Raw genomic sequence first — 18,136 nt, 5'->3', positions numbered from 1 at the left:
GTGAAACGATGCATCGCCGATGGTAGTGTGGGGTTTCCCCATGTGAGAGTAGGTCATCGTCAAGATTAAATTCCGAAACCCCTGTTTGCTAACGCAAACAGGGGTTTTGTTTTGGGCGGTTGGAAAGAACACAGGGTGCGCGCTTGGGGGCTCTCATGACAATGCGCTGGCTTGCAAACAGCCCCGTCTCTGTCGCCCGGGCCACCCTGAGCCCCCAGACAAATATGCACAGTTATTTCTGAACCAGACCACTAGAATAGGCACCTAACCTTTTTTAGAGTCCGAGCCCTACTTATGCCCGAGCCGGTTGATGCCCTTGAGGTATCGGATTTACCACTGGACGACTTGGTGGCATGCCATGAGTGCGACTTGCTGATGCGCAAGCCAGTGCTTGCCGTCGGTGAAAAAGCCCAATGCCCACGGTGCGGTTATGAGCTTTATGCTCATCGCCACAACGTCGTTGAACGAAGTCTCGCCCTGGTACTGGCCGCGCTGCTGCTGTATATCCCTGCGAACTTTTTGCCCATCATGCAGCTCAATCTACTCGGGCAGTCCTCGGAAGACACCGTATGGAGTGGCGTTGTCGGTCTGTTCGATACCGGTATGCAGGGCGTCGCCGCCGTTGTGTTTCTTTGCAGCATGGCCATTCCGTTGCTCAAATTGCTCTGCCAACTGGCTGTGTTGCTCAGTGTCCGCTGGAATATCGGCCGCAGTTATGGGCTGCTGTTGTACCGCATCTACCATCACATGAAAGATTGGGGGATGTTGGAGGTCTACTTGATGGGCGTGCTGGTGGCGATTGTAAAACTCGCCGACATGGCCTCCATCACGCTCGGCCTTGGTCTGGTCTGCTTTGTCAGCCTATTAATGGTTCAGGTGCTGCTTGAGGTGGTGATGTCGCCCCACCAGATCTGGCAAGCGTTGTCAGGAGAGGACGATCATGCGGGCGATTGATGCGGGCATTCTGATTTGTACCGAATGCCATGAACTGAATAAACAAAACGCTGACTCCGACGAGCAGCTCTGTACCCGCTGCGGTGCGCTAATTCATGCTCGACGCCCGAACAGCCTCACACGCACCTGGGCGTTGCTGATCACGGCGGCGATACTGTATATCCCCGCCAACCTGCTGCCCATCATGACCGTCAACTCGTTAGGGCAAGGCGAGCCCAGCACTATCATGGCGGGCGTGATTCAGTTGATGCAACACGGCATGTACCCCATCGCGGCGGTCGTGTTCATCGCCAGTATTCTGGTGCCCACATTCAAGTTGGTGGGCATTGGGCTGCTACTGTTCTCAGTGCAGCGCCACCAGCCGCTGTCTGCCCAACAACGCATTGTGATGTACCGCTTTATCGAGTTCATTGGCCGCTGGTCCATGCTGGATATCTTCGTGATCGCCATTCTGGTGGCGGTCGTAAACTTTGGGCGACTTGCCAGTGTCGAGGCCAATCTCGGCGCTGCGGCGTTCGCCAGTGTGGTGATCTTGACGATGTTCGCCGCAGTAACCTTTGATCCCCGACTGATTTGGGATAACACGGAGTCGGACGACGACAATGAGTGATTTGCCTAAAGCTAAAACCCGCCCGGCCTCAAATTGGTCGGCTATCTGGGTGTTGCCTTTGATTGCCCTGATCATCGGTGGCTGGTTGGGATGGCGTGCCTATTCCCAGCAAGGCCTCGAAATTCAGGTGCGCTTTGAGAGCGGTGAAGGGATCCAGGCCAATAAGACAGAAGTGGTCTACAAAGGCATGCCCGTGGGCAAGGTCAAAACCCTGGCCCTTGACGACGAAGGCAGCAATCGCGGGGTGATTGCCACCATCGAGATGAACAAGGACGTCGAGCAATACCTCAAGACCAACACCCGTTTCTGGCTGGTCAAGCCAAGCGTTACTTTGGCGGGGATCACCGGCCTCGAAACCCTGGTCTCGGGTAACTACATTGCTGCCAGCCCTGGCGACGGTGAGCCCACACGCAAATTCAAGGCACTCTCCGAAGAGCCGCCCTTGTCTGACGCCAAGCCCGGCCTGCACCTGACCATCAAGGCCGATCGCCTCGGTTCACTGGACCGTGGCAGCCCTGTGTTCTACAAGCAGATCCAGGTCGGCCAGGTTAAAAGCTACCTGCTCTCCGAGGACCAGAGCACCGTTGAGATCAAGGTCTACATCGAGCCGACCTACGCCAACCTGGTGCGCAAACACACGCGTTTCTGGAACGCCAGCGGCATCAGCATTGACGCCAATCTCTCCGGCGTGAAGGTGCGCAGCGAATCCCTCTCGAGCATTGTCGCTGGCGGTATCGCCTTCGCTACGCCAGAGAACCGCAAGGACAGTCCGCCAACCGACCCGAGCCTGCCGTTCCGCTTGTATGAAGATTTCGACGCCGCCGCAGCCGGTATCAAGGTCAAGGTCAAGTTCTCTGACTTTGAAGGCCTGCAGGCCGGCCGCACGCCTGTGATGTACAAAGGCATCCAGGTTGGCGGTCTGAAGACCTTGAAGATAAACCCTGATCTGTCCAGCGCCAATGCTGAGCTGACACTCGACCCCCTGGCGGAAGACTACCTGGTCCAGGACACCCAGTTCTGGGTGGTCAAACCTTCCATTTCTCTCGCCGGTATCACCGGGCTTGAGGCGTTGGTCAAAGGTAACTACATCGCCATCCGGCCCGGTGACAAAGGCACCCCGCCGCAGCGTGAATATGAGGCCCGTGCCAAGGCACCGCCGCTGGACCTGCGTTCCCCCGGCCTGCACATGGTGCTGCTCACCGATACCCTGGGCTCGCTGGATGTCGGCAGTCCGATCCTTTACAAGCAGGTCAAGGTCGGTTCGGTTCAGAGCTATCAATTTTCGCGCAAGAAAAAACAACTCGTGATCGGCGTTCATATCGAGAAGGAATACGAAAACCTGGTTAACGGTTCGACGCGATTCTGGAATGCCAGCGGTGTCACCCTCACGGGCGGCCTTACGGGAGGCATTCAGGTGAAAAGTGAATCCTTGGCCAGCTTGATGGCCGGCGGTATCGCTTTCGAAACGCCGGAGCCGAACGTGCCGTTGAAAAAGCGCATCCCGCGTTTCCGCCTGTTCGCCGACCGCGAGGCCGCCAACCAGCACGGCACATTGGTGACCATCAAAGTTGACCGCGCCGACGGCATGCGGCCTGGCACGCCGGTGCGTTTCAAGGGCCTGGATGTGGGCAAGATTGAAAGCATTGACCTCAGCGCCGACATGCAGTCGGTGTTGCTGAGCGCGCGTATCACTCAGGTAGCGGACCGCATCGCACGGGTTGGCAGTCAGTTCTGGGTGGTCAAGCCTGAGTTGGGCCTGATGAAAACCTCTAACCTGGAAACCCTGGTCACTGGGCAATACATCGAAGTGCAACCGGCAGCCAGAAATGGCGGGCCACAAAAGAGCTTCGTCGCCCTAGAACAGCCGCCTGAGGCTGCTCATAAGGAAGAAGGCCTGAGGCTGACGCTCAGCGCCGCCCGCCGTGGTTCGCTGAAGGAAGGCGTGCCGGTCACCTATCGCGAAGTCACCGTGGGCAAAGTCACCGGCTATGAGCTGGGCCAGACCGCCGACCGTGTCCTCATCCATATCCTGATTGAGCCCAAGTACGCCGCCCTCGTGCGCAGCGGCAGTCGTTTCTGGAACACCAGCGGCTTCGGCTTCGACTTCGGTCTGTTCAAAGGTGCCTCCGTACGTACTGAATCGCTGGAGACCTTGATCGCTGGCGGTATCGCCTTTGCCACGCCAGACGGCGAACGCATGGGCAACGCGGCGCGGCCACAGCAAACCTTCCCGCTGTTCGACAAGTTTGAAGATGAGTGGCTGACCTGGGCGCCCAAAATTCCACTCGGCAAGTAACCGAGGCCCTTTCATTCGACGCACAACCTCAGCCCACAAAAAAGGCCGCGATCCATAAGATCGCGGCCTTTTGCGTTTCAGCTATTCAAGTCAGACCTCGTCCAACTCCGGCTCATCCGCCTGCACGTTCAACGTCGCCTTCACCACATCGTGACGACGGATGTACTTCCAATCCGCCTCATCGATATAGATCCCGTTCGGCCCGCTACCGCCTTCCAGGTCGATCGCCACCTGGGCGGATACCTGCGGCTTCACACTGGCCAAAATAGGCACGAAGCCCAACTGCAAGCTCGTCTCCAGCAATGCGGCCTGGTTCTTCTCATCGATGTCCGCTGCCTCGTCGAGGTAGTACGGCAAACGCACACGCCCGGCCTGGTCGCGGTCCATCAAGTGCAGCAACAAGTACATGTTGGTCAGTGCCTTGATGGTCATGGTGGTGCCGTTGGACGCCGCACCATCGATATCGGTATGAATCACCGGCTGACCGTTTACCTTGGTGATCTCGAACGCCAGCTCGAACAAATCCTTGAGGCCCAACTGGTTATGGTTGGCAGCCACTAGGCGCGCGAGGTACTCCTTGGCTTCTTCGTTCTTGTTGTCCTGCTCGGCGCTCTGGCTCAAGTCGAACACCGACAGCGTCTCGCCTTCTTCATACTGACCGGCACTGTGGATGATCTGGTCGATATGCTTGAGCGCTTCCTTGTTCGGCGCCAGCACGATGCGGAAGCTTTGCAGGTTGGACACCTGGCGCTTGTTGATCTCGCGGTTGAACAACGCCAACTGGTGCTCAAGGCTGTCGTAGTCGCTGCGGATATTGCGCAGGGTCCGGGCGATATCGGTGACGGCTGCACGGCGCGCCTTGCCCAGCGTCAGGGCTTCATCGGTACGGTGTGCATAAGCGTTGATCAGCAGTTGCAGGCGACGCTCAACGTCGTCCTCGCTGTCGAACTTGGCCACGCCCTTGAGGCGCACCTGCGCATACAGCGCTTCGATCTGGCCATCGGCGCGCAACAAACCTTGCCAGCTGTCCTGATAGTCATTAAGCAGCGGCAGCAGGTTGTCCATTGAATCGTCGACTGGGTCCATGAAGGACGTACCGAACGGCAAGTCCGCCGGCAGCAACTGACGACGGCGCAAGGCGTCATCCAGCGTGCGCTGCTTGGCTTCCATGTCGCCGATCTGACGGCCGACCAATTGCAGCTTGGCCGACAACTGCTGGACGCGCTCGGTAAACGCATCACTGGAACGCTTCAACTCATCCTGCGCCGCTTCCATCTGCGCGAGGTTTTCCAGTTTCTCGCCTTCTTCTGCGCTCAGGGTCTGCGCGCGACGGAAGTCTTCCAGCGCTTTCTGCGCATCAAGTACCTGCTGGTACAGCGCTTCAGTCTGGGTTTTGCTCGCCGCGCGGTCAGACGCCACAGCCTGCTGGGTTTTCAGCTGCTTGAGTTCTTTTTCCAGACGCTCTTTCTGGTCGCGCAACGCCGCGCGATCCGCCAAGGCCTGCAATGCCGGCGGTTCAATGTGAGAGATGTCGATGGACAGCCCTGGCACTTCAAAACGCTCGCCTTTGAAACCATCGAGGATCTGCTCCAGGGATTTAACCCACAGGCCTTCCTCGTCCAGCGTAATGCCATGTGCGCCCAACGGCAGGCTGAACAACGAACTGTTGAACAGTCGCATCAGACGCTCGACATCTGGCTGTGAGAATTCTTCGCGCAGCTTGGCGTAGCTGTTGTTGTCTGCGTGATCCAACTGCTGCTTGACCGACTTCAAGCGTTTCTCCAAGTCGCGCAGACGCTCGTCCAGGTCCTCGGCGCTGAACTGTCGGGATTGCGCCAAGGCACCCGCCAACTCATCGTGAGCATCCTTGGCCGCCAGCAGTTGCTGCTCCAGCACCTTGACGTCATCGACCAACGCAAAGCGATGCTTGAGCACCGACAGCTCTCCCAGCCAACGCTGAATACTGCTGATCTCACGCTCCAGTCGCATCAACTCCTGGGTGCCACCGCGCTGGTCGTTCTGCAGGGCATCCTGCTCGTTACGGTAATGCTCGGCCTGGATCGTCAGCTCTTCCTTGCGTGCACTGGCGTAATCGGACCAAGTGCCCAGCAACGAATCCAGCAATGGCGACAGGCGATGCAACTTGCCGCGCAATACGTCACGCAACCGTACGCCATTGGCCAGTGCTTCAACCAATGGCCCGGCAGCAACCAGCGCGTTGTAGTCCTGTTCCATGCGTCGCACGTCACGGAAGGCTTCTTCGCACGCCGCGATGTAATCAACACTGCCGGAACGCAGGCTGTGTTCGAAGGCATCCAGGAACAATTGCTTGAGCTTGGCTGCGGTGATTTCGCGCATGTGCAGCAGGTTGATAAACAGCGCGCGGAACGTCTTGAGGCTCTGTTCGCTGGTAGAGCGCAGCGGAATCAGCGTCAGGTCCAGCGGGATCGACGTATGGCCACCCACCAACAAACGACGCAGCTCATCTGGCTTCAGTTCGTAGGCTTTGAGGCCTTCGCGTTCAAGGTTGGTGAACAGCTCTTTCTGACGCAGGCAGGTGTCATTCTTCTGGTAGTGGGCCAGGTCCAGCTTGCCGGCATAGGCAAAGAACTGGTGCCCGAAACCACCGCCTGGGCCGCGCCCGACCACGCCGATTACATGCGGGCCGTGGGGCAGGGAGACTTCCACGAGGATGTAGCTGGTGTCGGTAGCGAAGTAGAAGCGCCGCGATTGTTCCAGGGTGTACTTGCCGAAACTCATGTCCGACATGCGTGCCAGGATCGGGAACTGCAAGGCGTTGATCGACGCGGATTTACCCAGGTTGTTTGCGCCGTAAACCGACAGCGGTTCTTCCAGCGGGAACACACCCAGGCTGTAACCGGCGGTGTTCAATAGGGCGAAGCGGCGGATGCCGTAGCGTTCCTTACTCATGCGTCGGTCTCCTGTTCTTCGGCAATGGCGCGGGCCAGGGCGTCTTCTTCGCTTTCGTCGCAAAAGTCACTCAGGTCCAGCGGGTCATCGGTCGTCAGCAGTTTTTCATCGCTGTCTTCGTCGATGATCACCGGTGCCGGCAGTGGCAACACGCTGTGCACGCTGGCAGCGAGGTCGCGGTCCTGCTGCACCGACAGGCACACATCCAGGAAACGGTGCATCGGCGGCAGGAAGCGGTAAATGCCGTTGTCTTCGCTGGCAAAACCCAGCTGGGTCATGCGGCGCATGATTTTTTCTTCGAGCTCTTCCTGGGTCTGCACTTCGGCCTGGATAAACAGGTCGCGGTACTTCTCCAGCAACGACGGCAGCTCATCGCGGCCCAGGCTGCCGCCATCCAGTACGGCAATCGGGTCGCGGCCCTGATCGGCCAGGTGCTCGACGATGATAAAGGTGAACAACGCCAGGCGCTGCGCGGTCTTGTTTACCTGCGCGGCAGCCACGGCGGTGTCCGGCACGAAGTAGTAGAAGCCTCGCGTATCGCACACCAGTTCAAAGCCCAGGGCCTTGAACAGCGTGCGGTACTGGTCCTGGAAGTTCGACAGTTGCGCGTACAGCTCCGGGTCGCGACGGCTGACGTGGTAACCCTTGAACAGCTCGCGAAAGATCGGCGCCAGCTGGGACAGTTCGGATAGATCAAGTTGCATGCGAAGTCCTTACATAAGCGGTACTCGCAGGATGCTCGGCGGCGTCGGTGCCGGTCGGGAGCAGGGCGAATGAGCGCAGGCTGACCTGGTGCTCGTGTGTGTGGTAATCGCGGCGTTCCAGGCGCTCGCGCTTGAAACGTTTCTCACGCGAGAGGCGCGAGAACCAGTACAGCAACTCGTCGGTCGCGCCGTCGGGTTCCTGCTCCAGCAGCCAGTTCATCAAGTCTGGCATCGGCAGCGCGTCTTCGCAGCGCTCGAGCATTTCCTTGACCGTACGCGGTGCGCGCTGGGCGTCGCCCTTGTGGGATTTGTGCGCCTTGGGAAACCGCGCCGGTTTCGGCTCGAAATTCGCCAGGGCATACACATAAGCTTCCACTTGGCTGGCACTGCCGAGGAAGGTGCTTTGCGGCCGGGTGAACATCGGCATCGCTGCTTGCGGTACCGCGTCCAGGCCTTTGCGGCGGATCGCTGACAGGGCCAGCGCCGCGCCACGGGTCACGGCATTGTGCCGGCGTGCTTCTTCTCGCAGTGGCAGCAGCAGTTCGCGGGCATGGCGCAAGGTCAGTTGGGCGCTGGTCTGCATTTCGAGGATGCGCGCGTGGGTGCGCAACAGCATGTCGTCGTCTACCAGGTGGCCGAGGCGCTGTTGCTCGGTGAGCATGCGCAGCAGCACATTCTCGACCTTGCGCACGCCTTGTTCAAAGGCACCGTCGGCATTCACCAGTTGGATCATCGGTTCGACGTATTCGTCCCAGGTCGCCAATACTTCGGCGTAACGCTGGCGCAACGGGATCTGCCGGTCGCTGGTCTTGGCGCGGTCGGCCACGGCGGCAAGGGCCTGTTCGTCGTTGGCGAGTTTTTTCAGCACGTCGCGCACGCGCATATCCAGCAGGCGCAGTTGGCGGGCGAGGTCGTGGCCATCACGGATGTCGAAGGCGTCCTGGATATACCCGGCCAGGCGCTCGAGGTGGCGCAGGTAGGCTTCGATTTCCAGGCACAGGCCAAGCCGGTGCTCCTTGCGAAGATACGCCAGGAAGTCGTGGATCTGCGCGTTGAGCTCGAAGCGGTTCGGGCTCTTGGCGACAGGCACCAGGATATCCAGGCGAATCCACACGTCCAGCAGGCTGGTGATGTCCTGGGGCGTGCTGTCCAGTTGTTGGGCGGCCAGTTGCGCGCGCAGTTCGCTCAGGCTCAAGGTGCCTTGGTCGAAGTGTTCGCACAGTGGCTCAAGTAAGGCCCAGTGTTCGGCGAGGGCGCGCAGGACGCGCTTGGGTTCGATCATGGGAATGGCCGGCTGGTTGGCGATTAAAAGTCGCGATTGTACTGCATCGGACGCGGGATTTATCCACAGCCGGTCAGTGTGCAGTGGGCGATTGTTACCGAACAGCGGTAGAATCCCTGCTCTTTAGTTATCCACAAGTGGCCGAGCTGTGCTTATCGAGTCCCGACGTCGCGCTTACTTGACCGCCATGCAGGTGGTCAATTGGCTGCCCCGCACCGAACTGCCGTTTGCCGCGCCCTCGAGGCCCGAGCTGTTGCGGGCGCTTGAGCCCTATGAGGCGTTCGAGTCTTCGGGCGAGGAGGCAGCCGCGCCGGTTGCGGTGGTCAAGCCTGTGCCCGAGATGCGCCCCGTGGTCGAGCGGGCGAAGATCGAAGTGCCGCGCCCATCGCCGGCAGTCAAAGCCGTGGTCGCCGAAGAGGCCTCGCCGGTGGCCAAGGCAGCGGTGGTGCCGCCACCGCGCTTCGCCCTGCAATTGCTGCGCGCCGGGCGTTGCCTGCTGCTGGTCGAGTTGCCGACCGGCGAGCGCTTCCAGACCCGCGATCCGGCTTACATGCTGCTCAAGGACATGCTGCGCGCCGCCGGCCTGCCCGACAGCCCGCAGATCGTCGGTGACCCGGTGCGCTGGCCGTTGCTGGTGCGCGGCACCATGGACCAGGGGCCGGAAGCGGCGCGGGATTTTGTGCAAGGCTTTGTGTCGGCACGCCTGGAAGACGAACCCTGTGTGTGCCTTTGGCTGATCGGCCTGCCCGCCGTGCGGTTTGCCGGTGAAGCCAATGCCGAAGCCTGGTACCGCGAACTGCAGGTCGAAGGCCTGGGTTCGGTGTGGGCCCTGCCGGGCCTGGAACTATTAATGGAAGAGCCACAGCGTAAGGCTGATGTCTGGCAAGCCATGCGCCGGCTGATGGCGCGCTGGAAAACAACCGATGAGTGAGGCTTTATCCTTCCGCCCGATGACCGAGGCCGACCTCGACGCCGTGCTGAAAATCGAATACGCAGCGTTCAGCCACCCCTGGACCCGCGGGATTTTTCTTGATGGGCTGGGCAAGTATCAGATCTGGCTGATGTTTGAAGGTGAGCAGCAGGTGGGGCACGGTGTGGTGCAGATCATCCTTGATGAGGCGCATTTGCTGAATATCACCGTCAAGCCGGAAAACCAGGGCCGTGGCCTGGGCTTGGCGCTGTTGGAGCACTTGATGTCCCGCGCCTATGCCGCTAATGCGCGGGAGTGCTTCCTGGAAGTGCGGGATAGTAATACCGGCGCATTTCGCTTGTATGAGCGCTATGGTTTCAACGAGATCGGCCGGCGTCGGGATTACTACCCTGCCATCGGCGGCCGCGAAGACGCGGTTGTCATGGCCTGCACCTTGGTGGATTAACCACAAATCCAAATGTGGAGCGGGCTTGCTCGCGAAAGCGGTGTATAAGTCAAGATATCGTTCGACTGACACTGCGCATTCGCGAGCAAGCCCGCTCCCACCTGTTGAACCGCGTTTTTTTCAGCGATTGCCGTCAACCGGATCAAGGTCGGCCAGTTCGGCCTCATCCAACCCATTCCCGCCGCCAATCTCATCCTCGGCCACGATACTCAAGTCGTAATCCGCCGGATTATCCTCACCTTCCTCTCGAGCATCCCGCGCACCATCCTCGCGGATCAGTGTTTGCGGGCTCATGTCATCATCGGTTGACTCATGATCGTCGGTGGAGGCTCCGGTCATCCCGGCTTCACGTACCCGATCGTCAGGCATCAGGTGCTCGCGCTCGCGAGATGGGATTTTATCGCCAATCTCAGCCGTTTGATCGGGCTCGTCAAAATCCAGCTCGCGCATCGAACCCATGCGATCTTCGTTATCATCAATCGGTTCGGGCTGCGTAGCGCCGTAGGGACGTCGTGATTCAGTCATGGCCAATCCTCATACTGTGGGGCTTATAGTGTGTGGACAGGCTGTGCGCCCCAAAGATTCAAGCTAATTTGCGCTAGGCGTGACCCGCACGCGAGGTTGTCAGTCACAAAACTGCGCATCATTCCTGAGGCTTTCCCTGATGAACGAACTACAAGACCTGCTTGATAACAATGAACGCTGGGCGGACGCGATCAAACAGGAAGATCCCGAATTCTTCGCCAAGCTCGCCCGCCAGCAAACTCCGGAATACCTGTGGATCGGCTGCTCCGATGCACGCGTACCGGCCAACGAGATCGTCGGCATGCTGCCCGGTGATCTGTTTGTGCACCGCAACGTGGCCAATGTAGTGCTGCACACCGACCTCAATTGCCTCTCGGTGATCCAGTACGCCGTTGACGTGCTCAAGGTCAAACACATCCTCGTCACTGGCCACTACGGCTGTGGCGGCGTGCGCGCTTCGATGCAGGACCGGCAGTTCGGCCTGATCGACGGCTGGCTGCGCACCATTCGCGACCTCTACTACGAAAACCGTGAGGTGCTGGCCGAGTTGCCGACCGAAGAAGAACGTGTGGACCGTATGTGCGAGCTGAATGTGATCCAGCAAGTGGCCAACGTCGGTCACACCAGCATTGTGCAAAACGCTTGGCACCGTGGGCAGAGCCTGTCGATCCATGGTTGCATCTACGGCATCAAGGATGGTCGCTGGAAGAGTTTGAACACGACCATCAGTGGCTTTGAGCAACTGCCGCCGCAATATCGTCTGCGTCCTTTGGGTGAAGTCTAGTCTCGGCGTGATCGATGGTCAGCAGCTCACCCGCACGGATTTCACGCAAGGACCAGACCTCCAGGTAGTGCTTGTCGATACATACGTTCGGGTCGCTGAACAGGGCGCCGATTTCTACTGGCATTGTTGACAGTAGAAATCGGTTGTTTTTTGTGCAGCTTATAGCGCCGGGGCTGCAGTAGCGGGGGGTGGGGCGGCGTTCTTCAGCTGCTTCAACTGTGCCTTGATGGCGGGCGTGGCGCATTTTGCGTTTGCCTGCTCCGATGGCAGGTTGCGCACCGACCTGTAAAACAACTCACACGTCTGCTCCTTACGCGTGACCTGCCAGGTGTTCATGCACGCCTTAAGCATCACATTCGGGTCACTCGCAGGTTTCTGCCCCATTCCGGCCTGCCAGCAGGCGGCGCTCAAGTCCTGGCCCATCACCTTCAAGCCGGCCTCGTCGGCTTTCTGTTCGTTGCCCTCGTAGGTGTCAGGGCTTGCGGCATACCAGATGTAACTCGGATGGTTGGCGCCCAGCACCGACACGGTCTGGCCCGCCCTCGGGCTGATCTGCGCCAGGCCCAGAACACCCACGGTCTGCCCGTATTGCTGCTTGATCCAGCTGCGCACGGGCGCGCCAAACGCCACCATCGGCAATGCCCCTTTGGCGGGCAGGCTCAGTTCCTGGACCATGCGCACCTGGTAATCGGTGAAGTAGCTGTAGACGGCTTCCAGGTCCTTGCCGGCGTTGGAAGGCGCGGCGATGGGCGCGATGTCGATGATGGTCTGGTAAGCCGGTGTTTCGGTGGCCGGGATGCCATTGTCGACGAGCAGGGCGGCCCAACGGTCAGTGGTGGCCGATTCCAGATAGTCCTGGGCTTGAGTCAGCGAGTAATCCGGCGGGAAGTGCAGCAGCTCGATGCTTTTGCGATTTTCCAGGGCCATGCCCAGCGGCAGGAACAGGTACCAGTTGTAGGCCCACTTGCCGTCACTGTTGAGTTTGCTGGCGCCTTGATAGGCCAGGTCGGCGGTATTGAGCAGGGTGGTCAGGGGGAGGCCATAACTGTCAGGGACGCCACTGAACGTCGCTGCTACCTGCCCGTCATGGGTCTTGACGCTGACTTTCGCGCGGCTGTACCCATCCCGTTGCAGGCTCTGGCTCAGATAATGCTCGGCGGTCTGCTCCAGCGTCCATGGCCGAAAACAGATCACATTGCAGTTATTCGGGTAGGCGAACAGTTGGGTTACACGCTGCGTGCTCCCCAGCGGCACCTCGATGTCGGCCTGTACGACCGCACTCGCCATCAGTGCGGCCAGGGTGAAGGACAGCCTGGTCTGTTTAAACATGGTTGTTTCCTTGTCAGCGAAAGCCCGTCTGCGCGGGATGAAAGCCCACCTCCACACAGTAGCGGCTGACCAGGAAAACCGCGTGCTAAATCACCAGGTGTGTCGTTATTGGATACGAAAACCTACAGGTTGAGTTGCAACGCGTTACTCAAGTCGCCCATCGGCTGTTGGCCGCGGGCGATCATCGCGTCATCACGTTGCTTCAGGCCGTCCAGGGTCTCCAGCTGGAACACTCGGGTGATCAACCGCAGGATCGATGCCGTGTCGTACACCGTATGGTCCACCGTGCCTTTGCGCGCGAACGGTGACACCACGAGCGCCGGAACCCGCGTCCCAGGGCCCCAGCGGTCGCCCTTGGGCGGAGCCACGTGGTCCCACCAGCCGCCGTTTTCGTCGACGGTCACCACCACCACCATATTTTTCCACTGCGGGCTGTCTTGCAGGACTTTCAAGGCGCGGACGATGTGGCGGTCGCCCGAGGCCACGTCGGCATAGCCCGCGTGCATGTTCAGGTTGCCCTGAGGCTTGTAGAAGGTCACGGCGGGCAGCTTGCCGGCTTGGGCGTCGGCGAAGAACTTGTTGGTGCTCGACTCATCACCCAAGCCACCGTCGCGCAGGCGTTTATCACGTTCGGCGCGGTTCTCGGGGCCTTGTTTTTTGAAGTAGTTGAACGGCTGGTGGTGATACTGGAAGTTCGGAATCTTCGGAATCCCGCCCGAATCCCTGAACTGGTCCAACGTCGCTTGCCACGCGCCGGCGTACCACGCCCAGTCGACGTTCTTTTTCGACAGCTTGTCGCCGATGTGTTCGTGGGTTTGCGGCACCAGCACGTTGGGCAGGTCGGGCTTGGAGTAATCCGGATTTTCCGGATCGCGAATCCAGGTCGGCCAGTAGGGCGGTGCCAGGGTGTTCACGCCGTAGCCATCCGGGGTCAGGGCGCTGGGGCCGAACTGCGGGGGGCCAGTCATGGCGCTGGCCGGGGACTTGTCCAGCGGCTTGAGGCGCGGGTCGGTGGGATCTTCACTTTGCAGCGTGGCGATCTGCGCCTTGGCTACCGATTGAGCAGCATTCGGGTAAAACGGCGCGGTGGCGCTGATCAGGTACTGGTGGTTGAGGAACGAGCCACCGAAAGCCCCCTGGAAGAAGTTATCGCAGAGCACAAACTCCTTGGCCACGTCCCACAGGCGCAGCGAATAACGGCTCTGGGCGTAATGGCCCATCACCAGCCCGCCGGAGTCCGCCCAGGCGACGAAGTTATCGTTCTTGCCGCCGTTGATCTGCATCTGGTTTTGATAGAACACATGCCACAAGTCGCGGGTGACCAGGCTCAAGGGCAAGTCTTCAGCGTTGGGGCCCTTGAGGGCAAATGGCGCGTTAGGCAGGTTTTCCTGGAATTGCACTTCGCTGGGGTACGTCACCCCGTCCACAGTCTGCGGGCCGACTTGCAATACGCCGCCCCATACCGGGGGCAGAGTGCTCAGTACGCTGGCGTCGCGGTCGCGTTGTTGTGTGTCGGCGGCAGAAAGTGCCGACAGCGGTTTCTCCACCCCGGGGAAATCGGCAAATAAATTGTTGAAGCTGCGATTCTCTGCGTAGATGACCACCACGGTTTTCACCTGGTCACGCAGCGCTTTGTCGAGCGCCTGCGGCGTGAGCGGCCGCGTCACCGGTTTGCCTGGCGCTTCGCTGGTGTTGCCGCAGGCACTCAAGGTGGCGCCAACCCCCAACACCGCCGCCCCCCCCAGGAAGCGCCGGCGGCTGGTGTCTACTGGCGGTTGGGCTACGGAATCGGGGGAAGAGCGGTCTTCGTGATCGTCACTCATAGCGGGGAATCCCTGGCGAGTTGTTGCAAGATATTTCGCCAGGACGGTAGCAATGCAATATGACGGAAAGAAGACAGTTATTGAGTCAGAGGCTCACAACAGGCGCAGTGCCAACTGGCTGCCGGCACGCAAGTACTCCATCTGTGCCGTCAGCGCATCTTTGACGATGGCCTCGCCCGTGTCGGTCAGCTTGGCCTTTTTCGAATCGATAACCGTGGTCTGCAACAGCTGCATCGCCACGTCGATCGACTTCTGGAAGGCTGTGACGTTGTTGTGCAGGCCAAACTCCTTGATAACGGTCGCCATGCGCCGGTCGGCATCGTCTCGCAAAGCGCGGTACTCCGTGACCGAAACGTTGTCGTCCTTATAAATATCAGTGATCAACGCTTCCAGCGATTTTGATAGGGGCGTCATCGGATTTTCCTTGGTGTTTTGTGAGTGGGGATCCGAGTCAGGTTAATCAAAGAGGTTGGCGGGAGGAGTCAGGTATTGCCATCGCGTGGGGTGAGACAACCCCACGCGATTCATCAGAAACAGGCTTCAATCGACAAGCTGACTGCTGTCGTTAAGGCATCACCGGCGGCAAATACTTCAACGTCGTGCCCAACGCCCACAACAGGAACAACACCAGCGGCGTATGCACCAGTAACTGCACGAACGAAAAGCCGATCAAATCCCGCGCCTTCAACCCCAATACCCCCAGCAGCGGCAGCATGTAGAACGGGTTGATCAGGTTCGGCAACGCTTCAGCGGCGTTATAAATCTGCACCGCCCAGCCCAAGTGGTACTGCAGGTCATTGGCCACTTGCATCACATAGGGCGCTTCGATGATCCACTTGCCACCGCCTGACGGGATAAAGAAGCCCAGCACCGCCGAGTACACGCCCATCAGCAGCGCGTAGGTGTCATGGGAGGCGATGGAGGTGAAGAAGGTCGAGATATGGTGTGCCAGCGTCTGGCCGTCGCCGCCCTTGACCACGGTCATCAATGCCGCGATCGAGCCGTACAGCGGGAACTGGATCAGTACACCGGTGGTGGTCGGCACCGCACGGGCCACTGCATCGAGGAAGCTGCGCGGGCGCCAGTGCAACAGGGCGCCGACCATGATGAACAGGAAGTTATAGGTGTTCAGCCCCGAGATGGCGCTGATCGCCGGCTTGGTCGAGAACTCATGGAACAGCCAACCGGCCGCCAGCAACGCCAGCAGGATAGTCAGCAATGGGCTGTGTTCCAGCCATTCGCCCGGTCGGGTCGGTGCTTGTAGCTTGGGCAGGTTGAACGCCGGGTCGACGCCGCAGGCCTTGGCATCGCGCGCGCTGTTCGGACCGGGCGCAGTGGCGTAGGCGATGATCAGCGACACCACGATCAGCGCCAGCAACAGCACGCCCGATTGCCACAGGAAGATGGTGTCCGTAAACGGGATCATCCCGGTAATCGACAGAATCGACGGCGGTAGGCTCGCCGGGTTGGCCTGCAACTGCGCGGCCGACGACGACAGCCCCAACGCCCACACGGCACCGAGCCCCAAGTAGGCCGCGGCACCGGCCGCGCGATAATCCATGCGCAAATCGGTACGACGCGCCAACGCCCGCACCAGCAACCCAGCAAACACCAGAGACAAGCCCCAGTTCAACAACGAGGCGACCATCGAGATCAACGCCACCCAGGCCACGGCCGAGCGACCGTTCTTGGGGAAACGCGCCAGGCGGTCGATCAGCTTTACCGCAGGCGGCGAGCTGGCCACTACATAACCTCCGATCACTACAAAGGCCATCTGCATCGTAAAGGGGATCAGGCTCCAGAACCCATCACCAAAGGCTTTGGCCGCGTCGGTCGGCGCGGCGCCCATGCCCAGGGTCGCCACGGCGACAATGATCACGGCGAGGGCGGCAAACACCCAGGAGTCTGGAAACCAGCGTTCGGCGAAGTTGGAACAGCGCAGGGCAAATCGGGCATAGCGGCTTTCTTCGATAGCATCGGCCACGGGGCATTCCTCTTGTAGTTATTAGGTGGGAGGCAGTTTTCCGGCATGTTCCGCTACGGTCTTTGATATGGGAATGCAGTTATCTTCATCGATCCATGAGGAAAACAAATATATCTGTCGTGATTGCCATCATTGGACTCAGCTCATAACCTGCACGCCATTTTGTTTGTCTGCCGAGCCTTCATATGACTGCTACCTTTTCTTCACAGGCGCAGCGTTTTTCCCGCTCCGACTACAAAACCCTGGGCCTGGCCGCCCTGGGCGGTGCCCTGGAAATCTACGACTTCATCATCTTCGTGTTTTTTGCGCTGACCTTGAGCCAACTGTTCTTCCCCCCGGAAATGCCCGAGTGGCTGCGCCTGCTGCAAAGCTTCGGCATCTTCGTCACGGGTTACCTTGCGCGACCGTTGGGCGGCATCCTGATGGCCCATTTCGCCGATCACCTGGGACGCAAGCGCGTGTTCAGCCTGAGCATCCTGATGATGGCCTTGCCTTGCCTGTTGATCGGGATCATGCCGACCTACGCGCAAATCGGCTATTTCGCACCCTTGATCCTGCTGGCGCTGCGCGTGTTGCAAGGCGCCGCGGTGGGCGGGGAAGTCCCTAGCGCCTGGACCTTCGTTGCCGAACACGCGCCGCCCCATCATCGTGGCTACGCCCTGGGTTTCCTGCAGGCCGGCCTGACCTTCGGCTACCTGCTTGGCGCACTCACTGCCACATTGCTGGCGCAAGTTTTCACCCCGGCTGAAATCCTCGATTACGCCTGGCGCTTCCCGTTCCTGCTCGGCGGGGTATTCGGTGTGATCGGCGTATGGCTGCGCCGCTGGCTCAGCGAAACCCCAGTGTTCCTCGAAATGCAGGCTCGCCGCCAGGCCGCCGCAGAGATGCCGCTGCGCACTGTATTGCGCGACCACCGCGCCGTGTTGCTGCCGGCGATGATCCTCACCTGCGTCCTGACCTCAGCCGTGGTCGTCCTCGTGGTTATCACCCCAACCATGATGCAAAAAACCTTCGGCATGAGCCCCAGCCACACCTTCGCCTTGAGTGCCTTGGGCATCGTTTTCTTGAACATCGGCTGTGTATTGGCTGGCTTGCTCGTAGACCGCATCGGCGCCTGGCGTGCAGTGCTGGTCTACAGCCTGTTGCTGCCAGTGGGGGTTGCGGTTCTGTACGCAAGCCTGATCAGCGGCGGCACCTGGCTGGGCGCGGCCTATGCCGTGGCGGGCCTGAGTTGTGGCGTGGTGGGCGCGGTGCCATCGGTGATGGTCGGGTTGTTCCCGGCGCCGGTGCGAGTGTCGGGGATTTCCTTTACCTACAACATTGCTTATGCGCTGTGGGCGAGTACCACGCCGTTATTGCTGATTGCGTTGATGCCGACCAGCCCGTGGATTTGCGTGGTTTACTGCGTGGTGATGGGCGCGGTGGGGGTGGTGAGTGTGGCGCTGTTTGGTAGGCGCCACACCTTGGCCGCCTAGATATCAGGTCAATAAGTGCCAGAACAGCAGCGTACCCGCCAAGCCGACGACAGACACAATCGC

At 59.9% G+C, this 18,136-nt stretch carries 15 protein-coding genes; 7 read left to right on the top strand and 8 right to left on the bottom strand.

What is annotated here, in order from left to right:
* Positions 1–294 precede the first annotated feature (294 nt).
* The 3 genes from AACY52_RS21845 to AACY52_RS21835 are packed head-to-tail and all read left to right on the top strand — an operon-like array spanning position 295 to position 3,860.
* Entirely contained in the window at positions 295–954 is a 660-nt protein-coding gene (locus AACY52_RS21845) for a paraquat-inducible protein A (protein ID WP_339419698.1), read from the top strand.
* Complete coding sequence (locus AACY52_RS21840) at positions 941–1,564, top strand: paraquat-inducible protein A (protein ID WP_339419697.1); 624 nt, start codon at positions 941–943, stop codon at positions 1,562–1,564. Before AACY52_RS21845 ends, AACY52_RS21840 begins: the two co-directional genes overlap by 14 nt.
* Positions 1,557–3,860: an MlaD family protein gene (locus tag AACY52_RS21835; protein WP_339493373.1), complete on the top strand. Its 2,304-nt coding sequence runs from the start codon at positions 1,557–1,559 to the stop codon at positions 3,858–3,860. The genes AACY52_RS21840 and AACY52_RS21835 overlap by 8 nt, the downstream gene beginning before the upstream one ends.
* A 90-nt stretch (positions 3,861–3,950) precedes the next feature.
* On the opposite strand, the gene mksF is transcribed toward AACY52_RS21835, so the two are convergent.
* The 3 genes from mksF to mksB are packed head-to-tail and all read right to left on the bottom strand — an operon-like array spanning position 3,951 to position 8,777.
* Complete coding sequence (gene mksF, locus AACY52_RS21830) at positions 3,951–6,791, bottom strand: Mks condensin complex protein MksF (protein WP_339560774.1); 2,841 nt, start codon at positions 6,789–6,791, stop codon at positions 3,951–3,953.
* Entirely contained in the window at positions 6,788–7,495 is a 708-nt protein-coding gene (gene mksE / locus AACY52_RS21825; protein ID WP_339427205.1) for an Mks condensin complex protein MksE, read from the bottom strand. The genes mksF and mksE overlap by 4 nt, the downstream gene beginning before the upstream one ends.
* Positions 7,485–8,777, bottom strand: a complete 1,293-nt coding sequence (mksB, locus tag AACY52_RS21820; RefSeq protein ID WP_339419692.1) for an Mks condensin complex protein MksB — start codon at positions 8,775–8,777, stop codon at positions 7,485–7,487. Before mksB ends, mksE begins: the two co-directional genes overlap by 11 nt.
* A 187-nt stretch (positions 8,778–8,964) precedes the next feature.
* Between mksB and AACY52_RS21815 the strand changes: the two genes are divergently transcribed.
* Entirely contained in the window at positions 8,965–9,708 is a 744-nt protein-coding gene (locus AACY52_RS21815) for an energy transducer TonB (RefSeq protein WP_339419701.1), read from the top strand.
* Positions 9,701–10,153 carry a ribosomal protein S18-alanine N-acetyltransferase gene (gene rimI, locus AACY52_RS21810; protein WP_314568899.1) on the top strand — a complete coding sequence of 151 codons (453 nt, stop codon included), beginning with the start codon at positions 9,701–9,703 and terminating at the stop codon, positions 10,151–10,153. Before AACY52_RS21815 ends, rimI begins: the two co-directional genes overlap by 8 nt.
* 120 nt (positions 10,154–10,273) lie before the next feature.
* Here the strand turns inward: rimI and AACY52_RS21805 are convergent, their stop codons facing one another.
* Positions 10,274–10,678 carry a serine kinase/phosphatase gene (locus AACY52_RS21805; protein ID WP_339419690.1) on the bottom strand — a complete coding sequence of 135 codons (405 nt, stop codon included), beginning with the start codon at positions 10,676–10,678 and terminating at the stop codon, positions 10,274–10,276.
* Positions 10,679–10,817: 139 nt separating this feature from the next.
* On the opposite strand from AACY52_RS21805, the gene can reads away from it, so the two are divergent.
* Positions 10,818–11,462 carry a carbonate dehydratase gene (gene can / locus AACY52_RS21800; protein ID WP_065879680.1) on the top strand — a complete coding sequence of 215 codons (645 nt, stop codon included), beginning with the start codon at positions 10,818–10,820 and terminating at the stop codon, positions 11,460–11,462.
* A gap of 159 nt (positions 11,463–11,621) precedes the next feature.
* On the opposite strand, the gene AACY52_RS21795 is transcribed toward can, so the two are convergent.
* The 4 genes from AACY52_RS21795 to AACY52_RS21780 all read right to left on the bottom strand — a co-directional run bounded on the left by AACY52_RS21795 (position 11,622) and on the right by AACY52_RS21780 (position 16,598).
* Entirely contained in the window at positions 11,622–12,791 is a 1,170-nt protein-coding gene (locus AACY52_RS21795; protein WP_339419688.1) for a hypothetical protein, read from the bottom strand.
* 122 nt (positions 12,792–12,913) lie between these two features.
* Entirely contained in the window at positions 12,914–14,614 is a 1,701-nt protein-coding gene (gene acpA, locus AACY52_RS21790) for an acid phosphatase (RefSeq protein ID WP_339427204.1), read from the bottom strand.
* Between the two features lie 93 nt (positions 14,615–14,707).
* Positions 14,708–15,028: a hypothetical protein gene (locus AACY52_RS21785; RefSeq protein ID WP_339427203.1), complete on the bottom strand. Its 321-nt coding sequence runs from the start codon at positions 15,026–15,028 to the stop codon at positions 14,708–14,710.
* Between the two features lie 151 nt (positions 15,029–15,179).
* On the bottom strand, positions 15,180–16,598 hold the full coding sequence (locus AACY52_RS21780; RefSeq protein WP_339427202.1) for a TIGR00366 family protein: 1,419 nt from the start codon (positions 16,596–16,598) through the stop codon (positions 15,180–15,182).
* A 185-nt stretch (positions 16,599–16,783) separates the two neighbouring features.
* Between AACY52_RS21780 and AACY52_RS21775 the strand changes: the two genes are divergently transcribed.
* Positions 16,784–18,073: an MFS transporter gene (locus tag AACY52_RS21775; RefSeq protein ID WP_339419682.1), complete on the top strand. Its 1,290-nt coding sequence runs from the start codon at positions 16,784–16,786 to the stop codon at positions 18,071–18,073.
* The last annotated feature ends 63 nt before the right edge of the window (positions 18,074–18,136 follow it).

The sequence above is a fragment of the Pseudomonas sp. EA_65y_Pfl1_P113 genome (assembly GCF_963970525.1).
In the GTDB taxonomy this organism is placed as follows: domain Bacteria; phylum Pseudomonadota; class Gammaproteobacteria; order Pseudomonadales; family Pseudomonadaceae; genus Aquipseudomonas; species Aquipseudomonas tritici.
The sequence above is the reverse complement of the archived record's forward strand: the minus strand, read 5'-3'. Positions and strand labels throughout refer to the sequence as shown.

Excerpts from the sequence above, each read along its gene's own strand:
- mksE (WP_339427205.1), bottom strand. The coding sequence starts at position 7,495 with ATGCAACTTGATCTATCCGAACTGTCCCAGCTGGCGCCGATCTTTCGC.
- AACY52_RS21805 (WP_339419690.1), bottom strand. The coding sequence starts at position 10,678 with ATGACTGAATCACGACGTCCCTACGGCGCTACGCAGCCCGAACCGATT.
- acpA (WP_339427204.1), bottom strand. The coding sequence starts at position 14,614 with ATGAGTGACGATCACGAAGACCGCTCTTCCCCCGATTCCGTAGCCCAA.
- AACY52_RS21785 (WP_339427203.1), bottom strand. The coding sequence starts at position 15,028 with ATGACGCCCCTATCAAAATCGCTGGAAGCGTTGATCACTGATATTTAT.
- AACY52_RS21835 (WP_339493373.1), top strand. The coding sequence starts at position 1,557 with ATGAGTGATTTGCCTAAAGCTAAAACCCGCCCGGCCTCAAATTGGTCG.
- AACY52_RS21775 (WP_339419682.1), top strand. The coding sequence starts at position 16,784 with ATGACTGCTACCTTTTCTTCACAGGCGCAGCGTTTTTCCCGCTCCGAC.
- mksB (WP_339419692.1), bottom strand. The coding sequence starts at position 8,777 with ATGATCGAACCCAAGCGCGTCCTGCGCGCCCTCGCCGAACACTGGGCC.
- AACY52_RS21840 (WP_339419697.1), top strand. The coding sequence starts at position 941 with ATGCGGGCGATTGATGCGGGCATTCTGATTTGTACCGAATGCCATGAA.
- mksF (WP_339560774.1), bottom strand. The coding sequence starts at position 6,791 with ATGAGTAAGGAACGCTACGGCATCCGCCGCTTCGCCCTATTGAACACC.
- AACY52_RS21795 (WP_339419688.1), bottom strand. The coding sequence starts at position 12,791 with ATGTTTAAACAGACCAGGCTGTCCTTCACCCTGGCCGCACTGATGGCG.
- rimI (WP_314568899.1), top strand. The coding sequence starts at position 9,701 with ATGAGTGAGGCTTTATCCTTCCGCCCGATGACCGAGGCCGACCTCGAC.
- can (WP_065879680.1), top strand. The coding sequence starts at position 10,818 with ATGAACGAACTACAAGACCTGCTTGATAACAATGAACGCTGGGCGGAC.
- AACY52_RS21845 (WP_339419698.1), top strand. The coding sequence starts at position 295 with ATGCCCGAGCCGGTTGATGCCCTTGAGGTATCGGATTTACCACTGGAC.
- AACY52_RS21815 (WP_339419701.1), top strand. The coding sequence starts at position 8,965 with ATGCAGGTGGTCAATTGGCTGCCCCGCACCGAACTGCCGTTTGCCGCG.